At 67.5% G+C, this 23,885-nt stretch carries 26 protein-coding genes; 17 read left to right on the top strand and 9 right to left on the bottom strand.

What is annotated here, in order from left to right:
• Positions 1-22 precede the first annotated feature (22 nt).
• From AZG88_RS33290 to AZG88_RS33265, 6 genes are all read left to right on the top strand, one after another.
• The gene (locus tag AZG88_RS33290; protein ID WP_005239115.1) at positions 23-832 is read left to right on the top strand and encodes an NADH-quinone oxidoreductase subunit J; all 810 of its coding nucleotides are present in this window, start codon (positions 23-25) and stop codon (positions 830-832) included.
• Positions 829-1,128, top strand: a complete 300-nt coding sequence (nuoK, locus tag AZG88_RS33285) for an NADH-quinone oxidoreductase subunit NuoK (RefSeq protein ID WP_005239116.1) — start codon at positions 829-831, stop codon at positions 1,126-1,128. The genes AZG88_RS33290 and nuoK overlap by 4 nt, the downstream gene beginning before the upstream one ends.
• Positions 1,129-1,200: 72 nt before the next feature.
• Positions 1,201-3,123: an NADH-quinone oxidoreductase subunit L gene (gene nuoL / locus AZG88_RS33280; RefSeq protein WP_061700259.1), complete on the top strand. Its 1,923-nt coding sequence runs from the start codon at positions 1,201-1,203 to the stop codon at positions 3,121-3,123.
• The gene (locus AZG88_RS33275) at positions 3,120-4,691 is read left to right on the top strand and encodes an NADH-quinone oxidoreductase subunit M (RefSeq protein WP_005239118.1); all 1,572 of its coding nucleotides are present in this window, start codon (positions 3,120-3,122) and stop codon (positions 4,689-4,691) included. The genes nuoL and AZG88_RS33275 overlap by 4 nt, the downstream gene beginning before the upstream one ends.
• Entirely contained in the window at positions 4,688-6,310 is a 1,623-nt protein-coding gene (nuoN, locus tag AZG88_RS33270) for an NADH-quinone oxidoreductase subunit NuoN (RefSeq protein WP_061700258.1), read from the top strand. Before AZG88_RS33275 ends, nuoN begins: the two co-directional genes overlap by 4 nt.
• A 164-nt stretch (positions 6,311-6,474) precedes the next feature.
• Positions 6,475-7,209 (top strand): DUF1906 domain-containing protein, encoded by a 735-nt coding sequence (locus tag AZG88_RS33265; RefSeq protein ID WP_061700257.1) that lies wholly within the window; start codon positions 6,475-6,477, stop codon positions 7,207-7,209.
• 5 nt (positions 7,210-7,214) lie between these two features.
• On the opposite strand, the gene AZG88_RS33260 is transcribed toward AZG88_RS33265, so the two are convergent.
• Positions 7,215-7,718: a nuclear transport factor 2 family protein gene (locus AZG88_RS33260; RefSeq protein WP_061700256.1), complete on the bottom strand. Its 504-nt coding sequence runs from the start codon at positions 7,716-7,718 to the stop codon at positions 7,215-7,217.
• 324 nt (positions 7,719-8,042) lie between these two features.
• On the opposite strand from AZG88_RS33260, the gene AZG88_RS33255 reads away from it, so the two are divergent.
• Positions 8,043-8,513 carry a MarR family winged helix-turn-helix transcriptional regulator gene (locus AZG88_RS33255; RefSeq protein ID WP_025432180.1) on the top strand — a complete coding sequence of 157 codons (471 nt, stop codon included), beginning with the start codon at positions 8,043-8,045 and terminating at the stop codon, positions 8,511-8,513.
• Positions 8,514-8,522: 9 nt separating this feature from the next.
• On the opposite strand, the gene AZG88_RS33250 is transcribed toward AZG88_RS33255, so the two are convergent.
• Complete coding sequence (locus tag AZG88_RS33250) at positions 8,523-8,873, bottom strand: hypothetical protein (protein ID WP_005239128.1); 351 nt, start codon at positions 8,871-8,873, stop codon at positions 8,523-8,525.
• A gap of 108 nt (positions 8,874-8,981) precedes the next feature.
• The gene (locus AZG88_RS33245) at positions 8,982-9,764 is read right to left on the bottom strand and encodes an Rv1157c family protein (protein WP_179443150.1); all 783 of its coding nucleotides are present in this window, start codon (positions 9,762-9,764) and stop codon (positions 8,982-8,984) included.
• A 318-nt stretch (positions 9,765-10,082) separates the two neighbouring features.
• On the opposite strand from AZG88_RS33245, the gene AZG88_RS33240 reads away from it, so the two are divergent.
• Entirely contained in the window at positions 10,083-11,414 is a 1,332-nt protein-coding gene (locus AZG88_RS33240; protein ID WP_061700255.1) for a mannosyltransferase, read from the top strand.
• Here the strand turns inward: AZG88_RS33240 and AZG88_RS33235 are convergent.
• The gene (locus tag AZG88_RS33235) at positions 11,362-11,646 is read right to left on the bottom strand and encodes a 4a-hydroxytetrahydrobiopterin dehydratase (RefSeq protein ID WP_005239148.1); all 285 of its coding nucleotides are present in this window, start codon (positions 11,644-11,646) and stop codon (positions 11,362-11,364) included. The genes AZG88_RS33240 and AZG88_RS33235 overlap by 53 nt on opposite strands.
• Positions 11,647-11,704: 58 nt before the next feature.
• Here AZG88_RS33235 and AZG88_RS33230 point away from each other — a divergent pair, with 58 nt between their 5' ends.
• On the top strand, positions 11,705-12,085 hold the full coding sequence (locus tag AZG88_RS33230) for a (deoxy)nucleoside triphosphate pyrophosphohydrolase (RefSeq protein WP_061700254.1): 381 nt from the start codon (positions 11,705-11,707) through the stop codon (positions 12,083-12,085).
• A gap of 2 nt (positions 12,086-12,087) precedes the next feature.
• Here AZG88_RS33230 and AZG88_RS53075 read toward each other — a convergent pair whose 3' ends face one another.
• Positions 12,088-12,264, bottom strand: coding sequence for a hypothetical protein (locus tag AZG88_RS53075; protein ID WP_005239152.1), 177 nt, complete (start codon positions 12,262-12,264; stop codon positions 12,088-12,090).
• Positions 12,265-12,598: 334 nt separating this feature from the next.
• Between AZG88_RS53075 and typA the strand changes: the two genes are divergently transcribed.
• From typA to AZG88_RS33205, 6 genes are all read left to right on the top strand, one after another.
• Positions 12,599-14,506 carry a translational GTPase TypA gene (gene typA / locus AZG88_RS33225; protein WP_005239154.1) on the top strand — a complete coding sequence of 636 codons (1,908 nt, stop codon included), beginning with the start codon at positions 12,599-12,601 and terminating at the stop codon, positions 14,504-14,506.
• Between the two features lie 122 nt (positions 14,507-14,628).
• A complete protein-coding gene (locus AZG88_RS33220; protein WP_005239156.1) occupies positions 14,629-16,449 on the top strand; it encodes an ABC transporter family substrate-binding protein in 1,821 nt (606 codons plus the stop codon).
• Positions 16,446-17,324, top strand: a complete 879-nt coding sequence (mshB, locus tag AZG88_RS33215) for an N-acetyl-1-D-myo-inositol-2-amino-2-deoxy-alpha-D-glucopyranoside deacetylase (RefSeq protein WP_061700253.1) — start codon at positions 16,446-16,448, stop codon at positions 17,322-17,324. Before AZG88_RS33220 ends, mshB begins: the two co-directional genes overlap by 4 nt.
• Before the next feature lie 99 nt (positions 17,325-17,423).
• Positions 17,424-17,582, top strand: a complete 159-nt coding sequence (locus tag AZG88_RS53070) for a hypothetical protein (protein WP_005239161.1) — start codon at positions 17,424-17,426, stop codon at positions 17,580-17,582.
• A gap of 14 nt (positions 17,583-17,596) precedes the next feature.
• Positions 17,597-18,025, top strand: coding sequence for a hypothetical protein (locus AZG88_RS33210; protein ID WP_061041619.1), 429 nt, complete (start codon positions 17,597-17,599; stop codon positions 18,023-18,025).
• A 30-nt stretch (positions 18,026-18,055) separates the two neighbouring features.
• Positions 18,056-19,573 (top strand): catalase, encoded by a 1,518-nt coding sequence (locus AZG88_RS33205; RefSeq protein WP_061041620.1) that lies wholly within the window; start codon positions 18,056-18,058, stop codon positions 19,571-19,573.
• Here the strand turns inward: AZG88_RS33205 and AZG88_RS33200 are convergent.
• Positions 19,570-19,947: a VOC family protein gene (locus AZG88_RS33200; RefSeq protein ID WP_061700252.1), complete on the bottom strand. Its 378-nt coding sequence runs from the start codon at positions 19,945-19,947 to the stop codon at positions 19,570-19,572. The genes AZG88_RS33205 and AZG88_RS33200 overlap by 4 nt on opposite strands.
• A gap of 39 nt (positions 19,948-19,986) precedes the next feature.
• Here AZG88_RS33200 and AZG88_RS33195 point away from each other — a divergent pair, with 39 nt between their 5' ends.
• The gene (locus tag AZG88_RS33195) at positions 19,987-20,829 is read left to right on the top strand and encodes a uroporphyrinogen-III synthase (protein WP_025432182.1); all 843 of its coding nucleotides are present in this window, start codon (positions 19,987-19,989) and stop codon (positions 20,827-20,829) included.
• A gap of 49 nt (positions 20,830-20,878) precedes the next feature.
• Here AZG88_RS33195 and AZG88_RS33190 read toward each other — a convergent pair whose 3' ends face one another.
• The 3 genes from AZG88_RS33190 to AZG88_RS33180 are packed head-to-tail and all read right to left on the bottom strand — an operon-like array spanning position 20,879 to position 23,615.
• Positions 20,879-21,592, bottom strand: coding sequence for a uracil-DNA glycosylase (locus AZG88_RS33190; protein ID WP_061700251.1), 714 nt, complete (start codon positions 21,590-21,592; stop codon positions 20,879-20,881).
• Positions 21,577-23,118 (bottom strand): PH domain-containing protein, encoded by a 1,542-nt coding sequence (locus AZG88_RS33185; RefSeq protein WP_061041622.1) that lies wholly within the window; start codon positions 23,116-23,118, stop codon positions 21,577-21,579. The genes AZG88_RS33190 and AZG88_RS33185 overlap by 16 nt, the downstream gene beginning before the upstream one ends.
• Complete coding sequence (locus AZG88_RS33180; protein WP_061041623.1) at positions 23,115-23,615, bottom strand: PH domain-containing protein; 501 nt, start codon at positions 23,613-23,615, stop codon at positions 23,115-23,117. The genes AZG88_RS33185 and AZG88_RS33180 overlap by 4 nt, the downstream gene beginning before the upstream one ends.
• Before the next feature lie 83 nt (positions 23,616-23,698).
• On the opposite strand from AZG88_RS33180, the gene AZG88_RS33175 reads away from it, so the two are divergent.
• Entirely contained in the window at positions 23,699-23,884 is a 186-nt protein-coding gene (locus tag AZG88_RS33175; RefSeq protein ID WP_005239177.1) for a hypothetical protein, read from the top strand.
• Position 23,885 lies beyond the last annotated feature (1 nt).

The following is a 23,885-nucleotide window of genomic DNA, read 5'->3' as shown; positions in this document are numbered from 1 at the left end:
GAGAGCCGACGTGGTGAACACGATGCCGTCCGCGGTCCAGCTGGTCGCGGAACCCTTCACCCAGACCTCGACGGGCGAGGGTGTGCAGTTCTGGGTCCTCGCGACCGTGGCCGTGATCGGCGCGCTCGGAGTGGTCAGCGCAACCAAGGCCGTGTACTCGGCGATCTTCCTCGCGACGACCATGATCATCCTGGCTGTCTTCTACATCGCCCAGGGCGCACTCTTCCTCGGCGTCGTGCAGATCGTGGTGTACACCGGCGCGGTCATGATGCTGTTCCTGTTCGTGCTCATGCTCATCGGCGTCGACTCCTCCGAATCCCTCGTGGAGAACCTCCGCGGTCAGCGGGTGGCCGCGATCGCGGCGGGACTGGGATTCGGCCTCCTGCTGATCGGCGGTATCGGGAGTGCGTCCGTCTCCGCGTTCACCGGTCTCGATCAGGCCAACGCGGGGGGCAACGTCGAGGGGCTGGCCGAACTCGTGTTCCTCCGGTACGTGTGGGCTTTCGAACTGACCGGTGCGTTGCTGATCACCGCGACCATCGGAGCGATGGTGCTCGCCCACCGGGAGCGTTTCGAGCCGCGGAAGGACCAGCGCGAATTGTCCCAGGACCGCGTCCGCGAGGGTGCCCGTGTCACACCGCTGCCCAGTCCGGGTGTCTACGCGCGGCACAACGCCGTCGACATACCGGCGTTGCTGCCCGACGGCACGTTCTCCGAGCTGTCCGTCAGCCGGTCGCTCGAGCGGCGGCCGAGCCTGCCCGCCCGGGCGCTGGGCACCGCGGACGTCGCGACCCCCGAACCCGGTGCCACCGACGAGGGGGGTCGGCGATGAACCCTGAGAACTACCTCTACCTGTCGGCGCTGCTGTTCACGATCGGTGCGGCCGGGGTGCTGATCCGCCGCAACGCGATCATCGTGTTCATGTGCATCGAACTGATGCTCAACGCCTCGAATCTGGCGTTCGTGACGTTCGCCCGGATGCACGGCAACCTCGACGGCCAGGTCTTCGCGTTCTTCACGATGGTCGTCGCGGCCGCCGAGGTCGTCGTCGGTCTGGCGATCATCATGACCATCTTCCGTTCCCGCCGTTCGGCTTCCGTCGACGACGCCAACCTCCTCAAGAACTGACGGGTCCCCGATGACGCACATCCTCGAGAAGGTGACTTTGCCCGACGACGACTCCCCGATCGGCGGTGCGGCATGAGCGGAACGCTCTCGTCGGCCGTGTGGCTGCTGCCGGTTCTGCCGCTCTTCGGAGCCGCCGTGCTCCTGCTGGCGGGCCGGCGCAGCGATGCGTGGGGTCATCTCCTCGGCTGCGCGACGGCACTGGTCTCCTTCGCGCTCGGCGTCGCCTTCTTCGTCGACATGCTGGGCCGGGACGCAGCCGAGCGGGTCGTGCACCAGACCCTGTTCAGCTGGGTGCCCGTCGGCGAACTCCAGGTGGACTTCGGTCTCCAACTCGACCAGCTGTCCGTGTGCTTCGTGCTGCTGATCACCGGGGTGGGTTCGCTGATCCACATCTATTCGGTCGGCTACATGGCGCACGACCCGGAACGACGGCGTTTCTTCGCCTACCTCAATCTGTTCCTCGCCGCGATGCTGCTGCTGGTGCTGGCCGACAACTTCCTCGGCCTGTACGTCGGCTGGGAGGGTGTCGGTCTCGCCTCGTACCTGCTCATCGGGTTCTGGCAGTACAAGCCGTCCGCGGCGGCGGCCGCGAAGAAGGCGTTCGTGGTCAACCGCGTCGGTGACATGGGTCTGGTCCTCGCGATCATGATCATGTTCTCGACTTTCGGCTCGATCGAGTTCGCCGACGTGTTCACTCGTGCCCACGCCGCCAGCGAGGGCGTGCTGACCGCGATCGGGCTCGCGCTGCTGCTCGCCGCGTGCGGCAAATCGGCGCAGGTCCCGTTGCAGTCGTGGCTCGGTGACGCCATGGAAGGCCCGACACCGGTGTCGGCGCTCATCCACGCCGCGACCATGGTCACGGCGGGTGTGTATCTGATCGTCCGGTCCAACGCGATCTTCGACCTGGCCCCGAATGCCCAGCTCGCCGTCGTGATCGTCGGCGCGGTGACCCTGCTGTTCGGCGCGATCATCGGCTGCGCGAAGGACGACATCAAGAAGGCGCTGGCGGCATCCACGATGAGCCAGATCGGGTACATGGTGCTGGCCGCCGGTCTGGGACCGGCCGGGTACGCGTTCGCGATCATGCTGCTGCTCACCCACGGCTTCTTCAAGGCCGGCCTGTTCCTCGGCGCAGGCTCGGTGATGCACGGCATGAACGACGAGGTGAACATGCGCCGCTACGGCGGGCTGCGCACCGTCATGCCGATCACGTTCGTCACGTTCGGGCTGGGATACCTGGCCATCATCGGGATTCCGCCGTTCTCCGGCTTCTTCTCCAAGGACAAGATCATCGAAGCGGCGTTCGCCGCCGAGGGCGTTCAGGGCGTCGTCCTCGGGACGGTCACGCTGCTCGGCGCGGGACTCACCGCCTTCTACATGACCAGGGTGATGCTGATGACCTTCTTCGGACAACCGCGGTGGGCTTCCGGGGCGAGCGACGCGAGCGGGGATCTTCCCGTCGCCGACCCACACGAATCGCCAGGGGTGATGACGGTGCCGATGATTCTGCTCGCGGTCGGTTCGGTCGCCGCCGGCGCCCTACTCGCCGTCGGCTCCTCCCTGCAGCACTGGCTGGAACCGGTCGTCGGCGCCCACCACGGCGAGCCCGCCCTGCCCGTTTGGGCGATCACCGCACTCACTCTGGTAGTGGTGCTCGCGGGAGTCGCGGTGGCCTACCGGCAGTACGCCCGGCAGCCGATCCCCGAGGTCGCGCCGGAGAAGGTCACCGCATTCACCGCCGCAGCCCGGAAGGACCTGTACGGCGACGCGTTCAACGAGGCGGCGCTGATGCGTCCCGGGCAGGAACTGACGCGAACACTCGTGACCGTCGACGGCAGGGGAGTCGACGGCGCCGTCAACGGGTTCGCCGCGCTCGTCGGCGGAACGTCGATGCGGGTGCGGCGTCTTCAGACCGGGTTCGTCCGGTCGTACGCGCTGTTCATGTTCGCCGGTGCGGCACTTCTGGTCGCGACGATGCTGGTGAGGCTGTGGTGAGCGGGTTCCCGTGGCTGACCGCCCTCTGGGTGCTGCCACTCGTCGGTGCCGGTGTGGTCCTGGCTCTGCCCGTCCACAAGCGCGCGCTCGCGAAATCCGTTGCCGTGGGCGTGTCCGTGGTGGTGCTGTGCCTGGCGGTCGTGCTGGCGATCCGGTTCGATCCGACCGGGGAGCAGTACCAGTTCGTGGAATCGCACGCCTGGATCCCGGCGTTCGGCACCCGGTACATCCTGGGCCTCGACGGCATCGCGCTCGTCCTGGTGCTCCTCACCGCCGTTCTGGTCCCGCTGTTGTTGCTGGCAGGGTGGAACGACGGTGACACCGCGCCCGACTACGGGCAGCGGCGGATGGCCCACACGTACGTGGCACTGACGCTGATGGTCGAGGCGATGGTGATCGTGTCGTTCACCGCCCTCGACGTCCTGCTCTTCTACATCTTCTTCGAGGCCATGCTCATCCCGATGTACTTCCTGATCGGAGGATTCGGCGGGGTGGGGAGGACGTACGCCGCGGTGAAGTTCCTGCTCTACAACCTGTTCGGCGGCCTGATCATGCTGGCCGCGGTCATCGGGGTGTACGTGGTGACGGCGCGTCAGGACGTCTTCGGCGGCGGCACTTTCGACTTCCGGGTGATCGTCGCCGAAGGGCTGGACGCCGACCCCGGCGTGCTGAAAGCGCTGTTCCTCGGTTTCATGTTCGCGTTCGCGGTCAAGGCGCCGTTGTGGCCGTTCCACACGTGGCTGCCGGGCGCCGCGGTGGAAGCCACCCCGGCCAGCGCGGTGCTCATGATGGCCGTCGTCGACAAGGTCGGGACGTTCGGCATGCTGCGCTACTGCCTGCAGATGTTCCCCGAGGCGTCCGCGTACTTCGCGCCCTTCGTCACGGTGCTGGCGGTGATCGGCATCATCTACGGCGCGGTGCTGGCCATCGGCCAGACCGACGTGATGCGACTGATCGCCTACACGTCGATCTCGCACTTCGGGTTCATCATTCTCGGCATCTTCGCCATGACGAGCCAGGGACAGGCCGGATCGACGCTGTACATGGTCAACCACGGCATCTCGACGGCGGCGCTGTTCCTGATCGCGGGGTTCCTGGTGTCGCGGCGCGGCACCCGCCTCATCGCCGACTACGGCGGGGTGCAGAAGGTCGCGCCGGTGATGGCAGGGACGTTCCTCGTGGCGGGCCTCGCCACGCTGTCGCTGCCCGGCCTGGCGCCGTTCATCAGCGAGTTCCTCGTCCTGGTCGGCACGTTCTCGCGCTACCAGATCGCTGCCGTGGTCGCGACTTTCGCGCTCGTCCTCGCCGCGATCTACGTGCTGTGGCTCTATCAGCGGATGATGACCGGGCCGCTGAAGGAGGGCAACGAGACCGTCCGCGATCTCGTGCGCCGTGAGATCGCGGTCGTGGCGCCGTTGATCGCCCTGCTGCTCGTCCTCGGCGTCTATCCCAAGCCCGTGCTGGACGTCATCACACCCGCGGTGAGCCATGTCCTCGTCACCGTCGGTCAGCACGATCCAGCACCCACCGTCGCCGGACAGGACCCAGAGGGAGGCACACACCGATGAGTACCTCCGAACTCGTACTCGCCCAGTCCCCGACGTTGCGCGCGCCGGACATCGAATACGGTCAGCTGGCACCGATGTTGATCGTGTTCGGCGTTGCTGTCGCCGGTGTGCTCGTCGAGGCGTTCCTGCCCCGGCGCGGCCGCTACTCGAGCCATCTCGTACTCGCGCTCGGAGGACTCACCGCCGCGTTCGTCGCCGTCGTCATGCTCGCCGGAACCCGCGACTCCACAGTCGCGGGCGCGGTGGCCGTCGACGGCCCGACGCTGTTCCTCCAGGGAACGATCCTGCTGATCTCGATCCCCGCGATCCTGCTCATTGCCGAGCGGAGCGTCGACAGCGGGGTCGCCGCCGCGACCGCGGAGGTCACGGCCGCGAGTGCAGCCGAGCCGGAAGGCGGAACCGACGCCTTCACCCCGCAGGCATTCGCCGTCCCCGGCAGCGTCGCCGAACGGGAGGCCACCAAGAACGCCCCGGGGCACACCGAGGTCTTTCCCCTCACCCTGTTCGCGGTCGGCGGGATGCTCCTGTTCCCGGCGTCCAACGACCTCCTCACCATGTTCGTGGCGCTCGAGGTCCTGTCGCTGCCGCTGTATCTGCTGTGCGGGCTGGCACGGCGTCGCCGTCTCCTGTCGCAGGAGGCGGCACTCAAATACTTTCTGCTCGGGGCGTTCTCGTCGGCGTTCTTCCTGTTCGGGGTGGCCTTGCTGTACGGCTACGCCGGAACCGTCGAGTTGCCGAGGATTGCCGACGCGCTCGCCCGGGGCACCGACGACAAGACGCTGGCGCTGATCGGTACCGCGCTGCTGTCGGTGGGCCTGTTGTTCAAGATCGGCGCCGTCCCGTTCCACTCCTGGATCCCCGACGTCTATCAGGGTGCACCGACCCCGATCACCGCCTTCATGGCGGCGGCCACCAAGGTCGCGGCCGTCGGCGCGATGCTGCGCATCTTCTATGTGGCACTGCCCGACCTGCGGGCGGACTGGCGGCCCGTGATGTGGGGCGTCGCCATCCTCACCATGGTTGTCGGTGCGGTCATGGCGGTCACGCAGAACGACGTCAAGCGGATGCTCGCGTACTCGTCGGTCGCGCACGCAGGATTCATCCTCACCGGTCTGGTCGCGGCCAACCGGGCCGGTCTGTCGTCCACGATGTTCTACCTCTTGGCCTACGGATTCAGCACGCTCGGCGCGTTTGCCGTCGTCACGCTGGTGCGGGACAGTCGGGGCGAGGCGACGGACCTGTCCCGCTGGGCGGGGCTGGGCCGGCGCTCGCCCCTGGTCGGCGGAGTCTTCGCGCTGTTCCTGCTGGCGTTCGCCGGAATCCCCTTGACGAGTGGGTTCGTCAGCAAGTTCGCGGTCTTCCAGGCCGCTATCGAGGGCGGCGCCGTTCCGCTCGTTCTCGTCGGTGTCGTCAGCAGCGCGATCGCGGCGTTCTTCTACGTCCGGGTCATCGTCCTGATGTTCTTCTCGGAGCCGCAGAGCGACGCCCCGACGATCGTGGTGCCCAGCATGTTCACCGCCGCGGCCATCGCGGTCGGAGTGGTGGTGACGGTGGTGCTCGGAATCCTGCCGCAGGGGGCACTCGATCTGGCCGACCAGGCCGCGGTGTTCTTCCGCTGACTCGGGGCGCTGCCGGTTCGTCGCGGGGCGCGAGCGTCCGATGTGACGGATGTAGTCCAAGTGGCTGGCGGGACCCGTGTGAGTGTGGTGGAATGCAAACCGGACAAGATACCGACTGAGCGAGAGTGAATGTCGGAGACACGCCGGAGCGCGACCGATCGGATATGGGGGCCACAGTGCAGATTTCTCGGAGAGACCTGTTCCGATACGCGGCAGCGGGATCCGCCGTGGCCGGGATCGGGGCGCTCACGTCCACCACGTCCTCGGTCGGCGTCGCGAAGGCGGACAGCCTCGGCGTCCTGATCGACTACGCCGGTGGGGTGCCGTCGGCGGACGCCATTCTCGAGGCCGGCTATGCCGGCGCCATCCGCTATGTGTCCGATCGCCGTCCCGGCGCCGAATGGATGGAAGGCAAGCCGATGCTCGCCGACGAGGCGCAGGCGTTGCTCGACGCCGGACTGTCGGTCGTCTCGTGCTACCAGTTCGGCAAGGGGCCGACGGCCGATTGGCGCGGCGGTCTCGAGGCGGGCAAGCGGCACGCGGAGCGCGGACTCGAATTGCACCTCGCCGCAGGCGGTTCCGAGGACCGGCCCATCTACGCGTCGATCGACGACAATCCCACGCCCGCCGATTTCCTCACCATGATCGCCCCGTACCTCGCCGGGTGGGAGTCGGTGGTCGGCAAGGGCAACACCGGCATCTACGCCAACTCCACGACGCTGGATCTGGCCGTCCTCGCCGGGCTCGGATCGTGGTACTGGCAGCACGATTGGGGCACACCCGAGGGGTACGTCCACCCGTCGGCGCACCTGCACCAGTACGAGATCGACGCGAGCAACGTCGACGGGGTCGGCATCGATCTCAATGACATCCTCAAGCCCGACTACGGGCAGTGGTGACCGGGCTAGGCCGCCGGTTGCCCGCCCATCCGGGCAAGCCACTCCCGGGCGTCGTCGGGTAGTTTGCCGGCGGCTTCCGCTGCGCGGCACCACTTCTTGGCCGCGGCGAGAAAATTCATCGGGTTGTACGCGTCTTCCTCGCGTGACCACAGGTTGTCGCCGGCGTAGTGCAGGATCGTGATGTTCGCGGCCGCGTGCTCCGAACCGTCGCCGGGATCTTCCATCGGGTTGTCGATCTCGCAGATGACCCATCCGCGGTCCTCGTCGATCACGTACCAGTTCGCCGGGAACGCGGTCATCCGGCTGCCGGGGAACGCCGACATGGTGCGCGTGACCCATGTCCGAATGGCCTCGCGTCCGTCGAAGTCTCCGAAAGCGTGCTCGACGTACGTGGCGTCCTCTGTGAAGAGGTCGGCGAAGCCGTTCCAGTCTCCGCGTTCGACGCAGCGGCTGACGGTTCGCTGGTAGTGCGCGAAGGCCTCTTCGAGCTCGGCACGACTCCACGGCATGTGTGCATCCCTTCTCTCGTCCGGCACCCGAATGCGAGCGCCCCCGGAAAATGAGAACACGTTTCAGTTCGTATGTGGGACGTTTTCCGGTGGTTGGGACGGCGTGAAACGCTCCTCGAGGCAACTCCGATTACCTGGTGTCACTCTTTTCACTCTGGAACCCGGAGGTCTCCCATGGAGCTGCTTCTCAATTTCGTGTACACCGTCGCCTCGGTCCTCTATACCGCGCTGTTCGTCAATGGATCCTGATGAAGATGTGCACACTACACACTTTGTGTATGGTGCACAATAATGCCTCGGGCAGAATGGCGGTAACTACTGGAGGTGTCGGTGTCCGATCGTGACGAGGTGGCGGCAGATGTCGAGAACGAATTGACATTGCTGTCGCGCTATCACGCCCATGCGCAACGGGCGGGATTCCAACTCGACCGTTCCGCCTACCTACTCCTCGGACGCCTGGAACTGGAACATCCGCTCAGCCTGAAGCAGCTCGCCGAGGCATTCCGACTCGACATCTCGACCATCAACCGGCAGATCGGCGCGTTGCTGAAGCGCGGCCTCGTCGAACGCGTCCCCGACCCGGACGGCGGAATGGCCCGCAAGGTAGAGGCCACCGCGCTGGGGCTCGAACAACTTCACGCCGACCGGGCGCTGGGCCGAAAAGGCGTCGAGCGCATCATCGCCGAGTGGAGCGACCACGACCGGGGCGAGCTGCGCCGGCTGCTGACGAAGTTCAACGGCGAGATCGAGACGTACGACGGCAAATCCTGGCCGCGCGCCGGGCGGACGTCCTGACGGACCTCGTCAGGACTGGACGTGGGCGGTCGCGTCCCGGGCGAGGTCCGGTTCCTCGGCGATGACCGTGAGGTGAGGGTGTTCCGGCGGCGAGTCGTGCCACCCCTTCCACGCCATCAGGGACCACCGCGACAGCCCCGACAGGGCAGACCCGAGGCTGGCGAACGAGGCGGTGCTCAGTGCCGAGCCTGCCGACCCGACCGATCCGATCGAGAGCACCGAGCCGACACTCCCGATGGACAGGATGGAGTAGGCGGAACCGATCGAGAGGATCGACCCCTCCGACCGAATCGACAGTATGGACCGCCGGGCGTGTCGCGATCGCAGTGAGTGGTCGGGTGCGTGATGCGTCGAGGGCATTCCTCGGTCTACCACGGTGGTGCCGTCGGCAACAGTGAAGTGGTGCAGACATGAGCGAAGGGCCCTCCGGAAGATCCGGAGGGCCCTTCGCTCGTCAGCTGTGAAGAGTTACGCGACCTGGAACATGCCGACGGTGGGGAGGAAGCTGCACGTGATCGGCGCGGCGCCTTCCTTCTGCGTGGTCAGTCCACCCGACACGACCGCGAGGACGCGGCCCGGGCCGGTGTCCGCGATCGCCGACAGGGTTGCCGGTCCGTCGGGGTTGATCTTGGCCTCGTTGGTGAGGTTCTGGGTGGCGCGCCGCTGGTTGTCCAGGTTGATCCACGTCACGGTCAGCGGATTGGGCTGTTCGGCGGCAACGGAACTGGTTCCGAGGGCGGTGAACACGAAACCGGCCTGACCTGCCTTGGGTCCGGGCGGGGGCAGCTGGGCCGGACCGGGGACCGCGAGTGCGGTGCCCACGGAGTCGGCGCCCTCTCCGATGCAACCCTTGCCGATGGTCGGGTAGAGGAACTGCGCGATGACGGGTGCGTTCTCCTGCGGGATCTCGGGTCCGCCGCCGCCGCTGCCGTCGAGGAACGTGATGACGCGCTCGAGGGTGGACTTGAGTTCCGGCGGGATGCCGGGGGACTCGAGGAGGATGCGGGCCTGGTCCAGGATCGCGTCCTGAGGTCCTGCGGCGATGTCTTCGGTACCAGCTGCTGCGCCGATGATCGCGGGTGCGAACGATGCGAGCATCTCCACGGGGATGCCTTCGGGCACGGGCGGCGGCGTCGGCTGCGCATTCGCCTGGGCCGGCACTGCCATAGCGGCTGCTGCGGCAACAGCGAGAGCAGTGACTGCTCTGCGCATACCTCGGGTTCGAAGCACAGTCTCCCCATCCTTAGTCATAACAGCGTGGACGACAACTCAATCCACGTCTGACGGCTCGGGGGGTCACTCTATGTACAGCGCCCCCGGGTTGTACAGCTCACGAGTACGTTCACCGATAGCTGCGGCATCCCGGTGGGAGTGTATGGCATACAGACCCCGACGGTGATCTTCCGGTGACCATAGCTTGTGGCACGTGTGGTTCGTGTGATTGGTGATGCAACTGTTACGCGCGGCTACGGACACCTCGGGGCCCGCGGAGAGCGCCGTCTACGCTGTGCGGGACCGTTTCGGGATCGGCTGAGACATCTACACACCTCACGGGGAGAGCACCACACTGTGTCCGACCATGCAGCGTCCGACGACGGAGCAGCCTCCGACGACCCGTCATCCGAGCGTTCCCCCACGTCGTCCTGGGGATCGTCCGCCCTGCACGGCTTGTTGCGGTGCGCGCCTGTGCTTCTCGTGTTGTCGGTGCTCGGGCGCATGGCGTGGACGCTGTTGAGTCCCAACGGGATGAACCTCGTCGACCTGCACGTCTACGTCGACGGTTCCGAGGCCCTCCGCGGTGGCAGTCTCTACGACTTCACCTATTCGGAAGTGACACCGGACTTTCCGCTGCCGTTCACCTACCCGCCGTTCGCCGCGCTGGTCTTCTTTCCCCTGCATTTCCTGCCGTTCCCCCTGGTCGGGGTCGGCTGGCAATTGCTCACCATCCTCGCCCTGTACGCGCTGGCGCGAATGAGCCTCGAGCTCGTGCTCGGTGACGCCGCGCGCAGCCCGCACTGGCGGGCGGTCGCGGTGCTGTGGACCACGGTGGGGGTGTGGGTGGAACCGGTGCGCACCACGCTGGACTACGGCCAGATCAACGTCTTCCTCGCGCTGCTCGTGATGACCGCGGTCCGCAGCTCCCGGTGGTGGCTGTCCGGTGCGCTCGTCGGTTTCGCCGCCGGGATCAAACTGACCCCGGCGATCACCGGCCTCTACTTCCTGATGCAGCGCCGGTGGAAGGCCGCGGTCTTCTCGGGCGTCGCGTTCGCCGCGACCGTCGGAGTCAGCTATCTCCTGATCGGCTCGGAGGCTCGGGAGTACTTCACCCACCTGCTCGGTGACGCCGATCGCATCGGGCCGGTCGGCTCGGTGTGGAATCAGTCCCTGCGCGGCGCGTTGTCGCGGCTGCTCGGGTACGACGTCGAGACGGGCGTCCTCTGGTTGCTGGCGGTGGCGGTCACGGCGGTCCTCGCCGTCCTGGCCTGGCGGGCGATCGCCCGGGACGATCGGCTCGGCACCCTCGTCATCGTCGAGTTGCTGGGGCTGCTCGTCTCACCGATCTCGTGGTCACACCACTGGGTGTGGGTCATCCCGATGCTGATCTGGCTGCTGCACGGCCCCTACGGATCGATGCTGGGCACCCGGATCCTCGCCGGATACTGGCTCGTCACCACCCTCATCGGCGTGCCGTGGGTGCTCAGCTTCTTCCAGGACTCGATCTGGCTGATCTCCCGGCCCGCGGTACTCGCGTGGCTGGGCACGGTCGACGTCGTCGGCGCATTCGGTGTCTACGCCTGGGTCGCCTACGCCGGGCGCCGCACGAAGCGTGCCGCGGCTGCCGCCACGGTCAGCCCGCCAGTGAGTCGATCTGCGCAGCAAGATCCAGATCCAGCTGCGTGAGCCCGCCGGCGGAATGCGTCGACAGTGTGTAGGTGACCTTGCGCCACCTGATGTCGATGTCCGGATGGTGGTTCGCCGCCTCCGCCGCCTCCGCGACCTTCCGGACCAGCTCCACGGCTTCGGGGAAACTCGGCGACTCGACGGTGCGGACGAGGGAATCACCCGCCCGCCGCCACCCGGGCAGTTCTGCGAGCGCGGTGTCGATCTCTCCGTCTGACAGCAACTCGGCCATACCCCATGATGGTGCGGTGCCAGTGGAACGTGCAAGGCCTGTCGACCACGCCGGAGAGGTGGTGGCGGCCGCGATCATCGTCGACGGCCGGCTGTTGCTCGCCCAGCGGACCCGGCCCCCGGAACTCGCGGGACTGTGGGAGCTGCCCGGGGGCAAGGCGGAGGCCGGGGAGACCGCCGAGGACGCGCTGCGCCGCGAACTGTGGGAAGAACTCGGGGTCGAGGTGTCGGGCGGCGACCGGATCGGTGACGACGTGCCGCTGCCCGACGGCCGGGTGCTCCGCGCGTACCGGGTCGAGCTGGTGTCGGGAACACCCGTCGCGCTCGACCACGCGGAACTGCGGTGGGTGGATGGACGGGAACTGGGGGAGATCGACCTCGTCGGCAACGACCGCGGGTGGGTGCCGGACCTGCGAGTGCACCTGAACGGGTGGGGCTGACCTCAGGCCGCGCGGGCTTTCTTGAGCCCCTTCTTCAGTTCCTTCTTGGAAGCGCCCTCGTTCTCGAGCTTCTTCATGCGCATGATGACCACCGGGCACTTGATGCAGCGCGTCTTGCTGCGGCAGCACTTCTTCTTCGGTTTGAGACCCGAGACCTTGCCGGCCTTCACCTTGCCCATACTCGGCTCGGCCTTCCTACTACGGTGAACACCGGTATCCGCCGGCTACACCCAGGTTAGCGTCCCCTCAGCTTTCGGCCCCGATCCACACGCGGGACAGGCCGAATTCGACGTGGCGCAGATCACTTTACGCTGGTCGGGCAGGCCCCGGGCAGCCGGCGATGCGCGAAGTAGCCGCTCGGGCGGGTAGTATTCACGTGGCCGCGATGCCTGCACTGGGCGATTTACCATCGCCTCGACGAGGATTCTGAATCGAGATGACAAGGCGGCCGCCAGAAAGCCGTGCGAGGGAACTTTCGCGTGGCCGAATCAACTCAGCCAGGAGAGCCACCGCGTGACCATCACCAGCTTCCGTAACGTTGCCATCGTCGCACACGTCGACCACGGCAAGACCACTCTCGTCGACGCCATGTTGCGTCAGTCGGGGGCATTCGAGGAGCGCGCCGAACTGGTCGATCGCGTCATGGACTCCGGCGACCTCGAACGCGAGAAGGGCATCACCATCCTCGCGAAGAACACCGCCGTCCACAAGCATCACGGCGACGGCAGTGTCACGGTCATCAACGTCATCGACACCCCCGGTCACGCCGACTTCGGTGGTGAGGTCGAGCGCGGCCTGTCCATGGTCGACGGTGTCGTCCTGCTCGTCGACGCGTCCGAGGGCCCGCTGCCGCAGACCCGCTTCGTGCTGCGCAAGGCGCTCGCCGCGTCGCTGCCCGTCATCCTCGTGGTCAACAAGACCGACCGTCCCGACGCCCGCATCGAAGAGGTCGTCTCCGAGAGCCACGACCTGCTGCTCGACCTGGCTTCCGACCTCGACGACGAGGCCGCCGAAGCTGCCGAGCTCGCCCTCGACCTTCCCGTTCTGTACGCCTCCGGCCGCGAGGGCAAGGCGTCCAAGGTTCAGCCCGAGAACGGTCACGCACCGGACGCCGAGAACCTCGACGCCCTGTTCGAGGTGCTCCTCAACTACGTGCCCGCGCCCAAGGGCAACGTCGACGCGCCGCTGCAGGCTCACGTCACCAACCTCGACGCGTCCGCGTTCCTCGGCCGCCTCGCGCTGGTCCGTATCCACAACGGCGAGCTGACCAAGGGCCAGACCGTCTCCTGGTGTCGCGAGGTGGACGGCGAGCCCGTCGTCACCAAGGCCAAGATCACCGAACTGCTCGCCACCAAGGGTGTCGAGCGTCAGCCCGCCGAGAAGGCCGTCGCCGGCGACATCGTCGCCGTCGCCGGTTTCCCCGACATCATGATCGGCGACACCCTCGCCGACCTGGAGAACCCGGTCCCGCTGCCGCGGATCACCGTCGACCAGCCCGCCATCTCGGTGACCATCGGCACCAACACCTCGCCGCTCGTCGGCCGGGTCAGCGGACACAAGCTGACCGCCCGCATGGTGAAGTCGCGCCTCGACCAGGAACTCGTCGGCAACGTCTCGCTCAAGGTCCTCGACATCGGTCGCCCCGACGCCTGGGAGGTCCAGGGTCGTGGTGAGCTCGCGCTCGCCATCCTGGTCGAGCAGATGCGCCGCGAGGGCTTCGAGCTCACCGTCGGCAAGCCGCAGGTGGTCACCCGTCAGGTCGACGGCAAGGTGCACGAGCCCTTCGAGGAGCTCACCATCGACAGCCCCGAGGAGTACCTCGGCGCCATCACCCAGCTCCTCGCCAACCGCAAGGGCAAGATGGTGCAGATGGCCAACCACGGCGCGGGCTGGGTCCGGATGGAGTTCATCGTTCCCTCGCGCGGCCTGATCGGCTTCCGCACCGACTTCCTCACCGAGACCCGCGGCACCGGCATCGCGAACGCCGTGTTCCACGGCTACGCGCCGTGGGCCGGCGAGATCCGCGCCCGCCACACCGGCTCCCTCGTCTCGGACCGCACCGGCTCGGTCACCCCGTTCGCGATGATCCAGCTCGCCGATCGCGGAACGTTCTTCGTCGAGCCCGGCGCCGACACCTACGAGGGCATGGTCGTGGGCATCAACCCGCGCCAGGAGGACCTCGACATCAACGTCACCCGCGAGAAGAAGCTGACCAACATGCGTCAGTCCTCCGCCGACGTGATGGAGACCCTCGCCAAGCCCATCAAGCTCGAGCTCGAAGGCGCGATGGAGTTCTGCGCCGGCGACGAGTGCGTCGAGGTCACCCCGGAGGTCGTGCGCGTGCGCAAGGTGCACCTGTCGGCCACCGACCGTGCCCGTGAGCGTTCGCGTTCCAAGGCCCGCGACAAGGCGGCCCTGTAGTCGGCACGTCCGACCACATCAGACACAGCCGGGCGAATGTACCTTCGGTCGATCGGCGACCGAAGGTACATTCGCTCGAGGGTTTCCGGAGCCTTCCGGTATCTCTGAGGAAAGGCGGCGCGGTGGTTGCTGGGGGTCGGCTCGAGAGAGTTCGAGGAGTGCGGGGCCGAAAGCGTGGGAACGGTGTGGCAGTGACCGCGCTCCTGCTGGCAGTGTCGACGGCGATACTCACGTCGTGCACCGCCGATCCACCCCCGCCGGTCGAGAGCACCGACAGCCCCAAGCCGACGGCGTCGCCGACCGAGAAGCAGCCTGTCGTCGTGGCCATCGACGACGTGGGCAGCGGGTTCAACCCGCACCTCCTGTCGGACCAGTCGCCGGCGAATTCCGCGGTCAGCGCCCTCGTGCTGCCGAGCCCGTTCCGTCCGGTGCCCGATCCCGCCCATCCCGGCGGCAGCAACTGGATTCCCGACTCCTCGCTCGTGATCTCCGCGGACGTCACGTCGCAGGAACCGTTCACCGTCACATACCAGCTGCGGAACGAGGCGCAGTGGTCCGACGGCGCGCCCATCGCCGCCGAGGACTTCCGCTACCTGTGGCAGCAGATGATCAGTGCCCCTGGCGTGGTCGACCCCGCCGGCTACGAACTGATCGAGGACGTCAGGTCGTCCGGTGGCGGCAAGACGGTCAGCGTCGTCATGAAGGCCGCCTACCCGGCGTGGCGTGAACTCTTCACCGACCTGCTGCCGTCACATCTCATCAAGGATTCCCCCGGTGGCTTCGCGACCGGACTGTCCGAGAACATCCCGGTGTCGGGCGGGCACTTCCACATCAAGTCGATCGACCGCGGACGTGACGAGATCCTGCTCGAACGCAACGACCGGTTCTGGGACAAGCCGGCGACGCCCGACCAGATCCTGATGCGCCGCGACGGCACGCCGTCGCAGCTCGCCGACTCGATGCGCAACAACGATACGCAGGTCGTCCAGATTCACGGGGGCACAGCCACTTCCGCCCAGCTCGCAGCGATCCCCACAGTGCGAACGGGTTCGTCGTTCCAGCCGCGCGGACTCGACCTCACGCTGAACGGCCGGGTTCCCGAACTCGCGGACGTCCGGGTGCGGAAGAGTCTGCTGGAGCTTCTGGACACCGAACTGCTCGCCGTCGTCGGCGCCGGCAGCGAGGCGTCGGCGGTCCCGGCGCGCTCGCAGGTCTACGCCCCCTCCGATCCCGGTTACACCGCGACCGCACCCGCGCGGCCGAGCCGCGAGCAGGTGCTGGCGAAGCTGGCCGAGTACGGATACGTCGCCGAAACCCCCACGGACACCGTCGTTCCCGCAGGGGCGGCGCCGTCGACCCAGCTGGTCCGCGACGGCGTCCCGCTGACGCTCGTCATCGGGACACCCGAGGGTGACGACACCGCGAGCGCGGTCGCCAACACGGCCGCCGACCAGTTGCGTGGCGCCGGCGTCGACGCCACCGTGACGTCCCTGCCCGCCGAGGAGTTGTACGGGGAGTCGCTCAGCAAGGGCGACATCGGAGCGGTCGTCGGATGGTCGCGCGCCGGGTCCGACCCCGCGACGGCGTTGGCCTCCCGTCACAGCTGCCCGCCCGCTGTGGTCGCTGCGACCCAACCGAACACCGAAACCACCGGCCCCGAACGTGATTCGGTCGCGGAGGCCGAGGCCCCGTCGAACCTGTCGGGAGTCTGCGACCCCACCCTGCAGCCGTCCATCGACGCCGCGCTGCGGGGGGTCGGTGATGTGCCGCAGGCTCTCGCCGACGCCGACCGCAAACTCTGGGATCTGGCGGCGGTGCTGCCGATCATGCAGGACCGCACGCTGGTCGCGGCGGGACCCGGCGTCGACGGGGTGTCGCTGTCGGGCGCCGTGCCGGTCGGAATATTCAGTGACGCAGCGGACTGGAGCAGGATCAAGGAATGAGTGAGCGGCGACTTCTGCTGGTCCATGCCCATCCCGACGACGAGACCCTCACCACCGGCGGCACCATCGCGCGCTACGCCGCCGAGGGTGCCGACGTTCACGTCCTGACGTGCACGCTCGGCGAGGAAGGCGAGGTGATCGGCGAGGAGTGGGCGCAGCTGGTCGCCGACGCCGCCGATCAGCTCGGTGGGTTCCGGATCGGCGAACTGAAGTCCGCGCTGTCGTGTCTCGGTGCGGGAAGGCCGCGGTTCCTCCTGGGGGCGGGGCATTTCCGTGATTCCGGCATGGCGGGCACGGCGTCGGCGGCAGACCCCCGCGCCTTCGTCAACGCCGACCGCGACTCCGTGACCGCCGCGATGGTGGCGGTCATCCGGGAACTGCGGCCGCACGTCGTGGTCACCTACGACCCGGACGGCGGGTACGGGCACCCCGACCACATCCAGGTGCACACGATCACCACCGCGGCCGTCGAGGCGGCGGGTTCGGCGAAGTACCCGGACTGCGGCGAACCGTGGGAGGTCGCGAAGCTGTACTGGACGGTGACCGAGGCGAGCGCGCTCGAGTCGGGAATCTGCCGTATCGGCGACATCCCCGACGGCTGGCGGCTGCCGGAGCCCGGCGAATTGCCGAGTGTCCCGGACGCCGACGTGACGACGGTGATCGACGTGCGGAGCGTGCTCGACGCGAAGAGGGAAGCGTTGTCGGCGCACGCCACCCAGGTGACGGTGGCGCCGAGCGGAACCGAGTACGCGCTCTCCAACGACATCGCGCAGCCGATTCTGGCGGAGGAACATTTCGTACTGGTACGCGGTGCCGTCGGGGATCGGGACGCCGACGGCAGGGAACGGGACCTCTTCGGTGGCGTCGGTCACTGACCGCCGGTATCTGTGACGGGGGTTACGTATTACACTGTGGCCCACGTCACGCAGCGGCCTATGTCGAGTCCGCGTGACACCCGTCAGGAGAGGCGATAGATGTACAACTGGGATGTTCAGAACGCCATCGTCGCGTTCGTCGATACGCTTCGGCCTTCGTGGCCGGCCCAGCACGACCTGTACTACAGCGTGCTGTACGGATTCGCCGACATGCAGAGCCATTTGCTGACCCTGCTGGGCTACCCGCCCGTCGCCTGATCCACTATTGACACATGACCGTCGGCGCCGCAGCGAAACCCGGACACCTCGATGTTCTGGGGAGGGTCACCCTCGCGCTGCTGGTGTTCGACGGTTTTCTGTGCGCCGTCCTCTCGGTGCTCTTCCTGCCCACCTACCTCGGGGCCACACCGTTCCCGATCAGCATCCTCGCCGCCGCGGTCGCCAACCTGGCGCTGGTGATCGCTGCCCGGTCGACGACCGGCCGGGTGGGGTCGGGAATGCTGCCGCTCGCGGGATGGGGATTCGGATTCCTGCTCTGCATGTTCGGCGGTCCGGGCGGCGACGTGCTCATGCTCGCCTCCGTCTGGACGCTCCTGCTCCTGATCGGTTCACTGGTCCCGGCGGCGGTCTACCTGTGGAAAGTCAGCGCGAAGGCGGCGTTCGGATCTGTTTCACCGACAGTGGGCGAGGGTACGCGGTAGCGACCAGCAGTCTGCTGAAGGAGCACCGCGATGACAGATCAGAACTTCACGACCGACGACGCCGGCATCCCGGTGTCGAGTGACGAGCACTCGCTCACGATCGGGACGGACGGGCCGATCCTGCTCCAGGATCACTATCTGATCGAGAAGATGGCCCAGTTCAACCGCGAACGCGTTGCGGAGCGCCAACCGCACGCCAAGGGGGGCGGGGCGTTCGGACGGTTCGAAGTTACCGAAGACGTCTCCGCTTACACGAAAGCCGATCTCTTCCAACCCGGCAAGAAGACGGACCTGCTGATCAGGTTCTCGTCCGTGGCCGGCGAGCGGGGCAGCCCGGACACGTGGCGCGACCCACGTGGATTCGCCGTCAAGTTCTACACCGACCAGGGCAACTACGACATGGTCGGGAACAACACACCTGTCTTCTTCATGCGCGACCCGATGAAGTTCCAGGACTTCATCCGCTCGCAGAAGCGACGGGCCGACAACAACCTCCGCGACCACGACATGCAGTGGGACTTCTGGACGTTGTCACCGGAGTCGGCGCACCAGGTCACGTGGCTGATGGGCGACCGCGGCATCCCGCGCACCTGGCGGCACATGAACGGGTACTCCAGCCACACGTACATGTGGGTGAACGCCGCCGGCGACAAGTTCTGGGTGAAATACCACTTCAAGACCGACCAGGGCATCGAGTTCTTCACACAGCACGAGGGCGACCAGATGGCGTCGATGGATACCGATTACCACACGCGAGACCTGTGGGAGCACATCGAAGGCGGCGAGTACCCGAGCTGGACCTTGAACATGCAGATCATGCCGTTCGAGGATGCCGACGACTACCGGTTCAACCCGTTCGACCTCACCAAGGTGTGGCCGCACAGCGACTACCCGCTGATCCCCGTCGGCAGGATGACGCTCGACCGCAACCCCACGGATTACCACTGCGAGATCGAACAGGCCGCGTTCGAGCCCAGCAACCTGGTCCCCGGCATCGGCCCGAGCCCGGACAAGATGCTGATCGGGCGGCTGTTCTCCTACCCGGACGCCCACCGCTACCGGATCGGCGCCAACTACAAGGAGCTGCCCGTCAACAAGCCGCACGTGCCCGTCCGCTCGTACTCGAAGGACGGCAACATGCGGCACCACAACCCCGGGGATCCGGTCTACGTGCCGAATTCCAAGGGCGGCCCGCACGCGGACCCGTCGCAGGTGGGGGAGACCGCCACCTGGTACAGCGCCGGCGACATGGTCCGCTCGCCGTACGCGCTCCACAGGGAGGACGACGACTGGGGTCAGGCCGGGACGATGGTCCGTGAAGTGCTCGACGACGCCGCCCGGGACCGCCTGGTGGACAACATCGTCGGCCATCTGCTGAACGGTGTCAGCGAACCGGTTCTGGCGAAGGCGTTCGAGTACTGGCGCAACGTCGACAAGACCCTCGGCGATCGGATCGCCGACGGTGTCGGGAAGAAACAGTCGGAGACCGACCCCAAGGCGGGCGAACAGGCCAATGCGGCGCGGAGCAGCGCGCAGGCGAAGGCCTAACGCTCGAACGCCACCAGGTGCCGAGGCTGGTACAGCATCATCTCGCCCGCCCCGGGAATCTTCAGGGACGTGGTGAGGCCGTACCCGTCGTCGCGGATTCCGCGGGTGAACTCGGCGCCCTTGGCCTCGAGTTCCGCGACGGTCGACTCGATGTCGTCGCACATCAGGGAGATCTCGTGATGCGGCCGAGTCGACCACGGCTCACCGCCGCGATCGTCCGAGGTGGGGTGCACACCCATCTCGGACGGTCCGGTGCGGAAAATCAGCCAACCGCCGCCGGCGTCGACGTGTGACCAGCCGAGCACGTCCCGGAAGAAGTCGCGGGCCGCTTCGGCGTCGTCGGCGTAGACCAGTGTGTGCACGGCAGTGATCATGTGGGCAGCTTAGTGCGATTCGTCCGTCACACTGGGAGAATGTCGAACGACGAACTTTCCGGACTGACCATCGCCGTCACCGCCGAACGCCGGGCCGCCGAGTTCATCACGCTCCTCGAACGGCACGGGGCCGCCATCGTCCACACACCGGCCATTCACGTGCTGCCGCTCGTCGACGACTCCGACCTGCGGTCTCGCACCGCTGACATCATCGCGTCCCCGCCGGACCTCCTCGTCGTGAGCACCGCCGTCGGCTTCCGGGGATGGCTGGATGCGGCGCGGGCCTGGGACGAGGAAGACGCACTGCTCGCCGCCCTGCAGTCGGCGCGGATCATCACCCGCGGTCCCAAGGCGAAGGGCGCCGTCCGCGGCGCCGGCCTGCGCGAGGAGTGGTCGCCGGAGACGGAATCGTCCGAAGAGGTGCACGAACACCTCGTCGCCGAGGGTGTGCGCGGTCTACGCGTCGCGGTCCAGTTGCACGGCACCATCACCGAATGGGAGCCGATGACCGACCTGAGCGTCTCCCTCGCCGGTGCCGGGGCCGAGACCACGGCCGTGTCGGTGTACCGGTGGATCAGACCCGAGAACCAGCAGCCGCTGCTGACGTTGCTCGACCAGATCATCCGAGCCGAGGTCGACGCCGTCACCTTCACCAGCGCACCCGCCGTGTCGTCCCTCCTCAGCACCGCGAAGGACACCGACCGCGTCGAGGCCCTCCTGCACGCGTTCCACGGTCCGGTCGCACCCGTCTGCGTCGGCTCGGTGACAGCCTCACCCCTCACCGCCCTCGGCGTCGACACCATGCAACCCGCCCGGCCCCGGCTCGGCAGCATGGCCAAATACATCATCGAGGAACTCCCGAACCGGCGGCATGCGGGGTGAATGGCACTTTCGGCGCTTCAGATAAGGCGGATGTACCGTTCGCCCGGAACTACCGGATCAGGCCGGCGGCACTGGTGGCGTCGGACAGCACCGACTCGAGCATGGCGGGGGTGAGCCGGCCGGTGAAGGTGTTCTGCTGGCTGACGTGGTAGCAGCCGAACAAGTGCAGGGGACGTTCGGCGCCGGGGAGTTCGACGTGCGCGCCGTGCCCGAACTTGGGCCGCGGCCGGGGGACGGCCCAGCCGGCGTCGTCGAGGACGGGGAGCAGCGACTGCCAGCCGAATCCGCCGAGCACGATCACCGACCGCAGGTGGGGTTGCAGGATGCGCAGTTCGGCGTCGAGCCAGTGGCGGCAGTTGTCGCGTTCGTCCGGGGTGGGCTTGTTCGCGGGCGGCGCGCAGTGCACCGGGGACGTGATGCGGACGCCGAACAGCTCGAGGCCGTCGCCGATGTGGGTGGCGGTCGGCTGGCTCGCGAGTCCCACAGCGTGGAGTGCGGCGTAGAGGAAGTCGCCGCTGCGGTCGCCGGTGAACATGCGCCCGGTCCGGTTCGCGCCGTGGGCGGCGGGGGCGAGACCGACGATCAGCAGCGACGCATCGGGTGGGCCGAATCCGGGAACCGGTCGACCCCAATAGGTTTCGTCACGGAACGACGCGCGCTTCTCACGCGCGACCTTCTCCCGCCACTCGACGAGGCGGGGGCAGGCTCGGCATTCGATCAGCTGGGCGTCGAGACCGGCGATGTCGGTCAGCGCCGCGCCCACACGTCACCTCCGCCGGGTGTCACCGACTCGACGAGCGACCACGCCTGACCGGCAGGCAGATCGATCACCAGGTATTTCCCGGTGCCTGCGGGTGTGGCGGCGATGACGGTCGCCACCCCCGCCCGCCGTTGGAAGAACGTCTGACGGACGGTCCACCCGATGATCCCGTCGGCCTCGAGGCTGTCCCGGGCGCGGTCGAGGGAGCCGCTGCGGGTGATCAACCACCCGGGCAGCACCGCATGGCCGAGTCCACGGTACCGATCCCACGCCAGTACCACGCCGCCGACCGCGAGCGCGACGATCGCGGCCCACGCTGCCCAGAACACGGGCCGATCGAGGATCACGAAGACCAGGGCGACGGCGAGCGCGATCTCGGCGGGGATCAGGGCCCGCGTGTAGCGCCGCCGCTGGGCGACCGGGCCGTGAGGGGTGAGCGGGACCGCAGCCTGACGGTGGTCGCCGATGACGGTGGCCATCACCCGCTCCGCTTCCGCACGCGGCGCCTGGGGGAGCAGGAGCGAGGACTCCCGCCTCTCGGCGCTGACGCCGGTCATGACGGCATCCAGTCGGGCGCCCCCGGCGAGCCGGAGGAGGAGCGGTTCCTTGAGGGTCGTCCCGCGGAGGCGGGCGCGGTCCAGGGTGGTCTGGCGGGTCTTCAGCAGCCCGTGGCTGACGTGCAGGGTGCGGCCGTTGTCGGTCAGCGTCATGTTGCCGTACGTGAGGAGGTACCGGATGCAGGCCAGGGCGCTGGCGGCGATCAGGAGGACGATGATCCCGACGACGACGGCGATGGCGATCCCGACGCGCTCGGCGGATTCGATGCCCTCGGCCACCGTCGACGAGCGGGCGATCTTCGCGCCGATTCCGTACTGGAACGCGAGACCGACGATCGCCGCGATGGTCACCACCCCGGTCACCGAGAACGGGGCGTAGCGGACCCAGGCCGGTGTCCAGTGGCCGATCTCGGTCACTGCAGGCTCCTGCGTGACCGCAGTGTGTTCGACGTCGGGTAAGGGCTGCCGGGCGAGCAGTGCGGCCCGCAGGTCGGGAACCAGCCCGGTGGAGAGGGCGTTGAGTTCGAACTTCGCCGCGTCGGGTTTGGAGCCCACCTGCTGGCCGGTGCCGATGCGCACGATCGACAGCCCGAGCAGGCGATGCAGGACCCCCGCCTCGACGTCGACGGATCGGATGCGGTTGCGTGGTACCGACAGCAGGCGTTTGCGGAACAGGCCCTGCCGCAGTTGCACGTGGACCGGACCGATGCGGTAGCTCGTCGTGAACCACCGCGAGATGCCGAACACGACGAACACGACGATGGCGACGAGACTCCACACGTGGTTGCCGCTCTGGGTGCCGATCACCAGCGAAATCAGCAACACGGGCAGAAGTTTGACGATCTCGTCGACCGGGTGGACGAGCAGCATCCGGCGGTCCAGGCGCAACCAGGGCTGTTCCTCCTCGGCGGCGACCGCGGCCTCGCCGTGCGCGATGGGGGGAGCGATTCCCGGTTCCGGTGCCGCACTCATGTGGCGTCACCGACATTGGTGCCCGCGATCTCGGTGAGCCGCGCGACGGTGCGGTCGGCGGTGTCCTGGTCGAGGGCGGAGATCTTGACGGCACCGGCCGACGACGCCGTCGTGACGGTGACGGTCGCCAGCCCCAGCATCCGGTCGATGGGTCCGCGTTCGGTGTCGACGGTCTGGATGCGGGAGATCGGCGCGATGCGTCGTTCCTGGGTGAACCAGCCGCTGCGGGTGTAGACCGCGGTGTCGCTGATTTCCCAGCGGTGCACCCGGTACCGCCAGAGCGGGACGACGGCGACGTGGAGGATCGCGAGCACGACGGTGATCGAGAGGACTGTGACGTGCACCCACACGGGCCACCAGTGGAAGACGAGGGCGACGGCTTGCACGAGGAAGAGCGGAAGCCAGAGAAGGGCGGCATTGATCGCCCACAGTTGCTTGGCCTTGGGGCTGGGCCGCCACAGCGGGTCCGCCATCGTGACGGTGGTGGGCACACTCATGCCCCTACTTTGGCCGTGCCCCGGCATTCTGTCGAGAACCGACCTATCGTGGGAGAACCCCCCGAAGTGAAAGGAGCGCAGACATGACGTCATTCGATGCGGCCGATTCTCCGGAGGTTCCCGAGGCAGACCGGCTGGAGCAAGAACTCGCCGTGGACGACGACAGTTCCGACGAGGTCGAAGAAGTGTCGTCACTGGAGGTGAACGAGGCGGACGTGGCCGAGCAGAGCCGGGCGGTTCCGGTCGACGAGGACTACCCCCGCGGGTAGC

Origin of the sequence: Rhodococcus sp. LB1, from assembly GCF_001583455.1 — a bacterium.
Classification (GTDB): domain Bacteria; phylum Actinomycetota; class Actinomycetes; order Mycobacteriales; family Mycobacteriaceae; genus Rhodococcus_F; species Rhodococcus_F opacus.
Note: the sequence above shows the minus strand (reverse complement) of the source record. Positions and strands in the feature narration are given on the sequence as shown.

Excerpts from the sequence above, each read along its gene's own strand:
- AZG88_RS33290 (WP_005239115.1), top strand. The coding sequence starts at position 23 with ATGCCGTCCGCGGTCCAGCTGGTCGCGGAACCCTTCACCCAGACCTCG.
- nuoK (WP_005239116.1), top strand. The coding sequence starts at position 829 with ATGAACCCTGAGAACTACCTCTACCTGTCGGCGCTGCTGTTCACGATC.
- nuoL (WP_061700259.1), top strand. The coding sequence starts at position 1,201 with ATGAGCGGAACGCTCTCGTCGGCCGTGTGGCTGCTGCCGGTTCTGCCG.
- nuoN (WP_061700258.1), top strand. The coding sequence starts at position 4,688 with ATGAGTACCTCCGAACTCGTACTCGCCCAGTCCCCGACGTTGCGCGCG.
- AZG88_RS33265 (WP_061700257.1), top strand. The coding sequence starts at position 6,475 with ATGGGGGCCACAGTGCAGATTTCTCGGAGAGACCTGTTCCGATACGCG.
- AZG88_RS33260 (WP_061700256.1), bottom strand. The coding sequence starts at position 7,718 with ATGCCGTGGAGTCGTGCCGAGCTCGAAGAGGCCTTCGCGCACTACCAG.
- AZG88_RS33250 (WP_005239128.1), bottom strand. The coding sequence starts at position 8,873 with ATGCCCTCGACGCATCACGCACCCGACCACTCACTGCGATCGCGACAC.
- AZG88_RS33245 (WP_179443150.1), bottom strand. The coding sequence starts at position 9,764 with ATGACTAAGGATGGGGAGACTGTGCTTCGAACCCGAGGTATGCGCAGA.
- AZG88_RS33235 (WP_005239148.1), bottom strand. The coding sequence starts at position 11,646 with ATGGCCGAGTTGCTGTCAGACGGAGAGATCGACACCGCGCTCGCAGAA.
- AZG88_RS53075 (WP_005239152.1), bottom strand. The coding sequence starts at position 12,264 with ATGGGCAAGGTGAAGGCCGGCAAGGTCTCGGGTCTCAAACCGAAGAAG.
- mshB (WP_061700253.1), top strand. The coding sequence starts at position 16,446 with ATGAGTGAGCGGCGACTTCTGCTGGTCCATGCCCATCCCGACGACGAG.
- AZG88_RS53070 (WP_005239161.1), top strand. The coding sequence starts at position 17,424 with ATGTACAACTGGGATGTTCAGAACGCCATCGTCGCGTTCGTCGATACG.
- AZG88_RS33210 (WP_061041619.1), top strand. The coding sequence starts at position 17,597 with ATGACCGTCGGCGCCGCAGCGAAACCCGGACACCTCGATGTTCTGGGG.
- AZG88_RS33205 (WP_061041620.1), top strand. The coding sequence starts at position 18,056 with ATGACAGATCAGAACTTCACGACCGACGACGCCGGCATCCCGGTGTCG.
- AZG88_RS33200 (WP_061700252.1), bottom strand. The coding sequence starts at position 19,947 with ATGATCACTGCCGTGCACACACTGGTCTACGCCGACGACGCCGAAGCG.
- AZG88_RS33195 (WP_025432182.1), top strand. The coding sequence starts at position 19,987 with ATGTCGAACGACGAACTTTCCGGACTGACCATCGCCGTCACCGCCGAA.
- AZG88_RS33185 (WP_061041622.1), bottom strand. The coding sequence starts at position 23,118 with ATGAGTGCGGCACCGGAACCGGGAATCGCTCCCCCCATCGCGCACGGC.
- AZG88_RS33180 (WP_061041623.1), bottom strand. The coding sequence starts at position 23,615 with ATGAGTGTGCCCACCACCGTCACGATGGCGGACCCGCTGTGGCGGCCC.
- AZG88_RS33175 (WP_005239177.1), top strand. The coding sequence starts at position 23,699 with ATGACGTCATTCGATGCGGCCGATTCTCCGGAGGTTCCCGAGGCAGAC.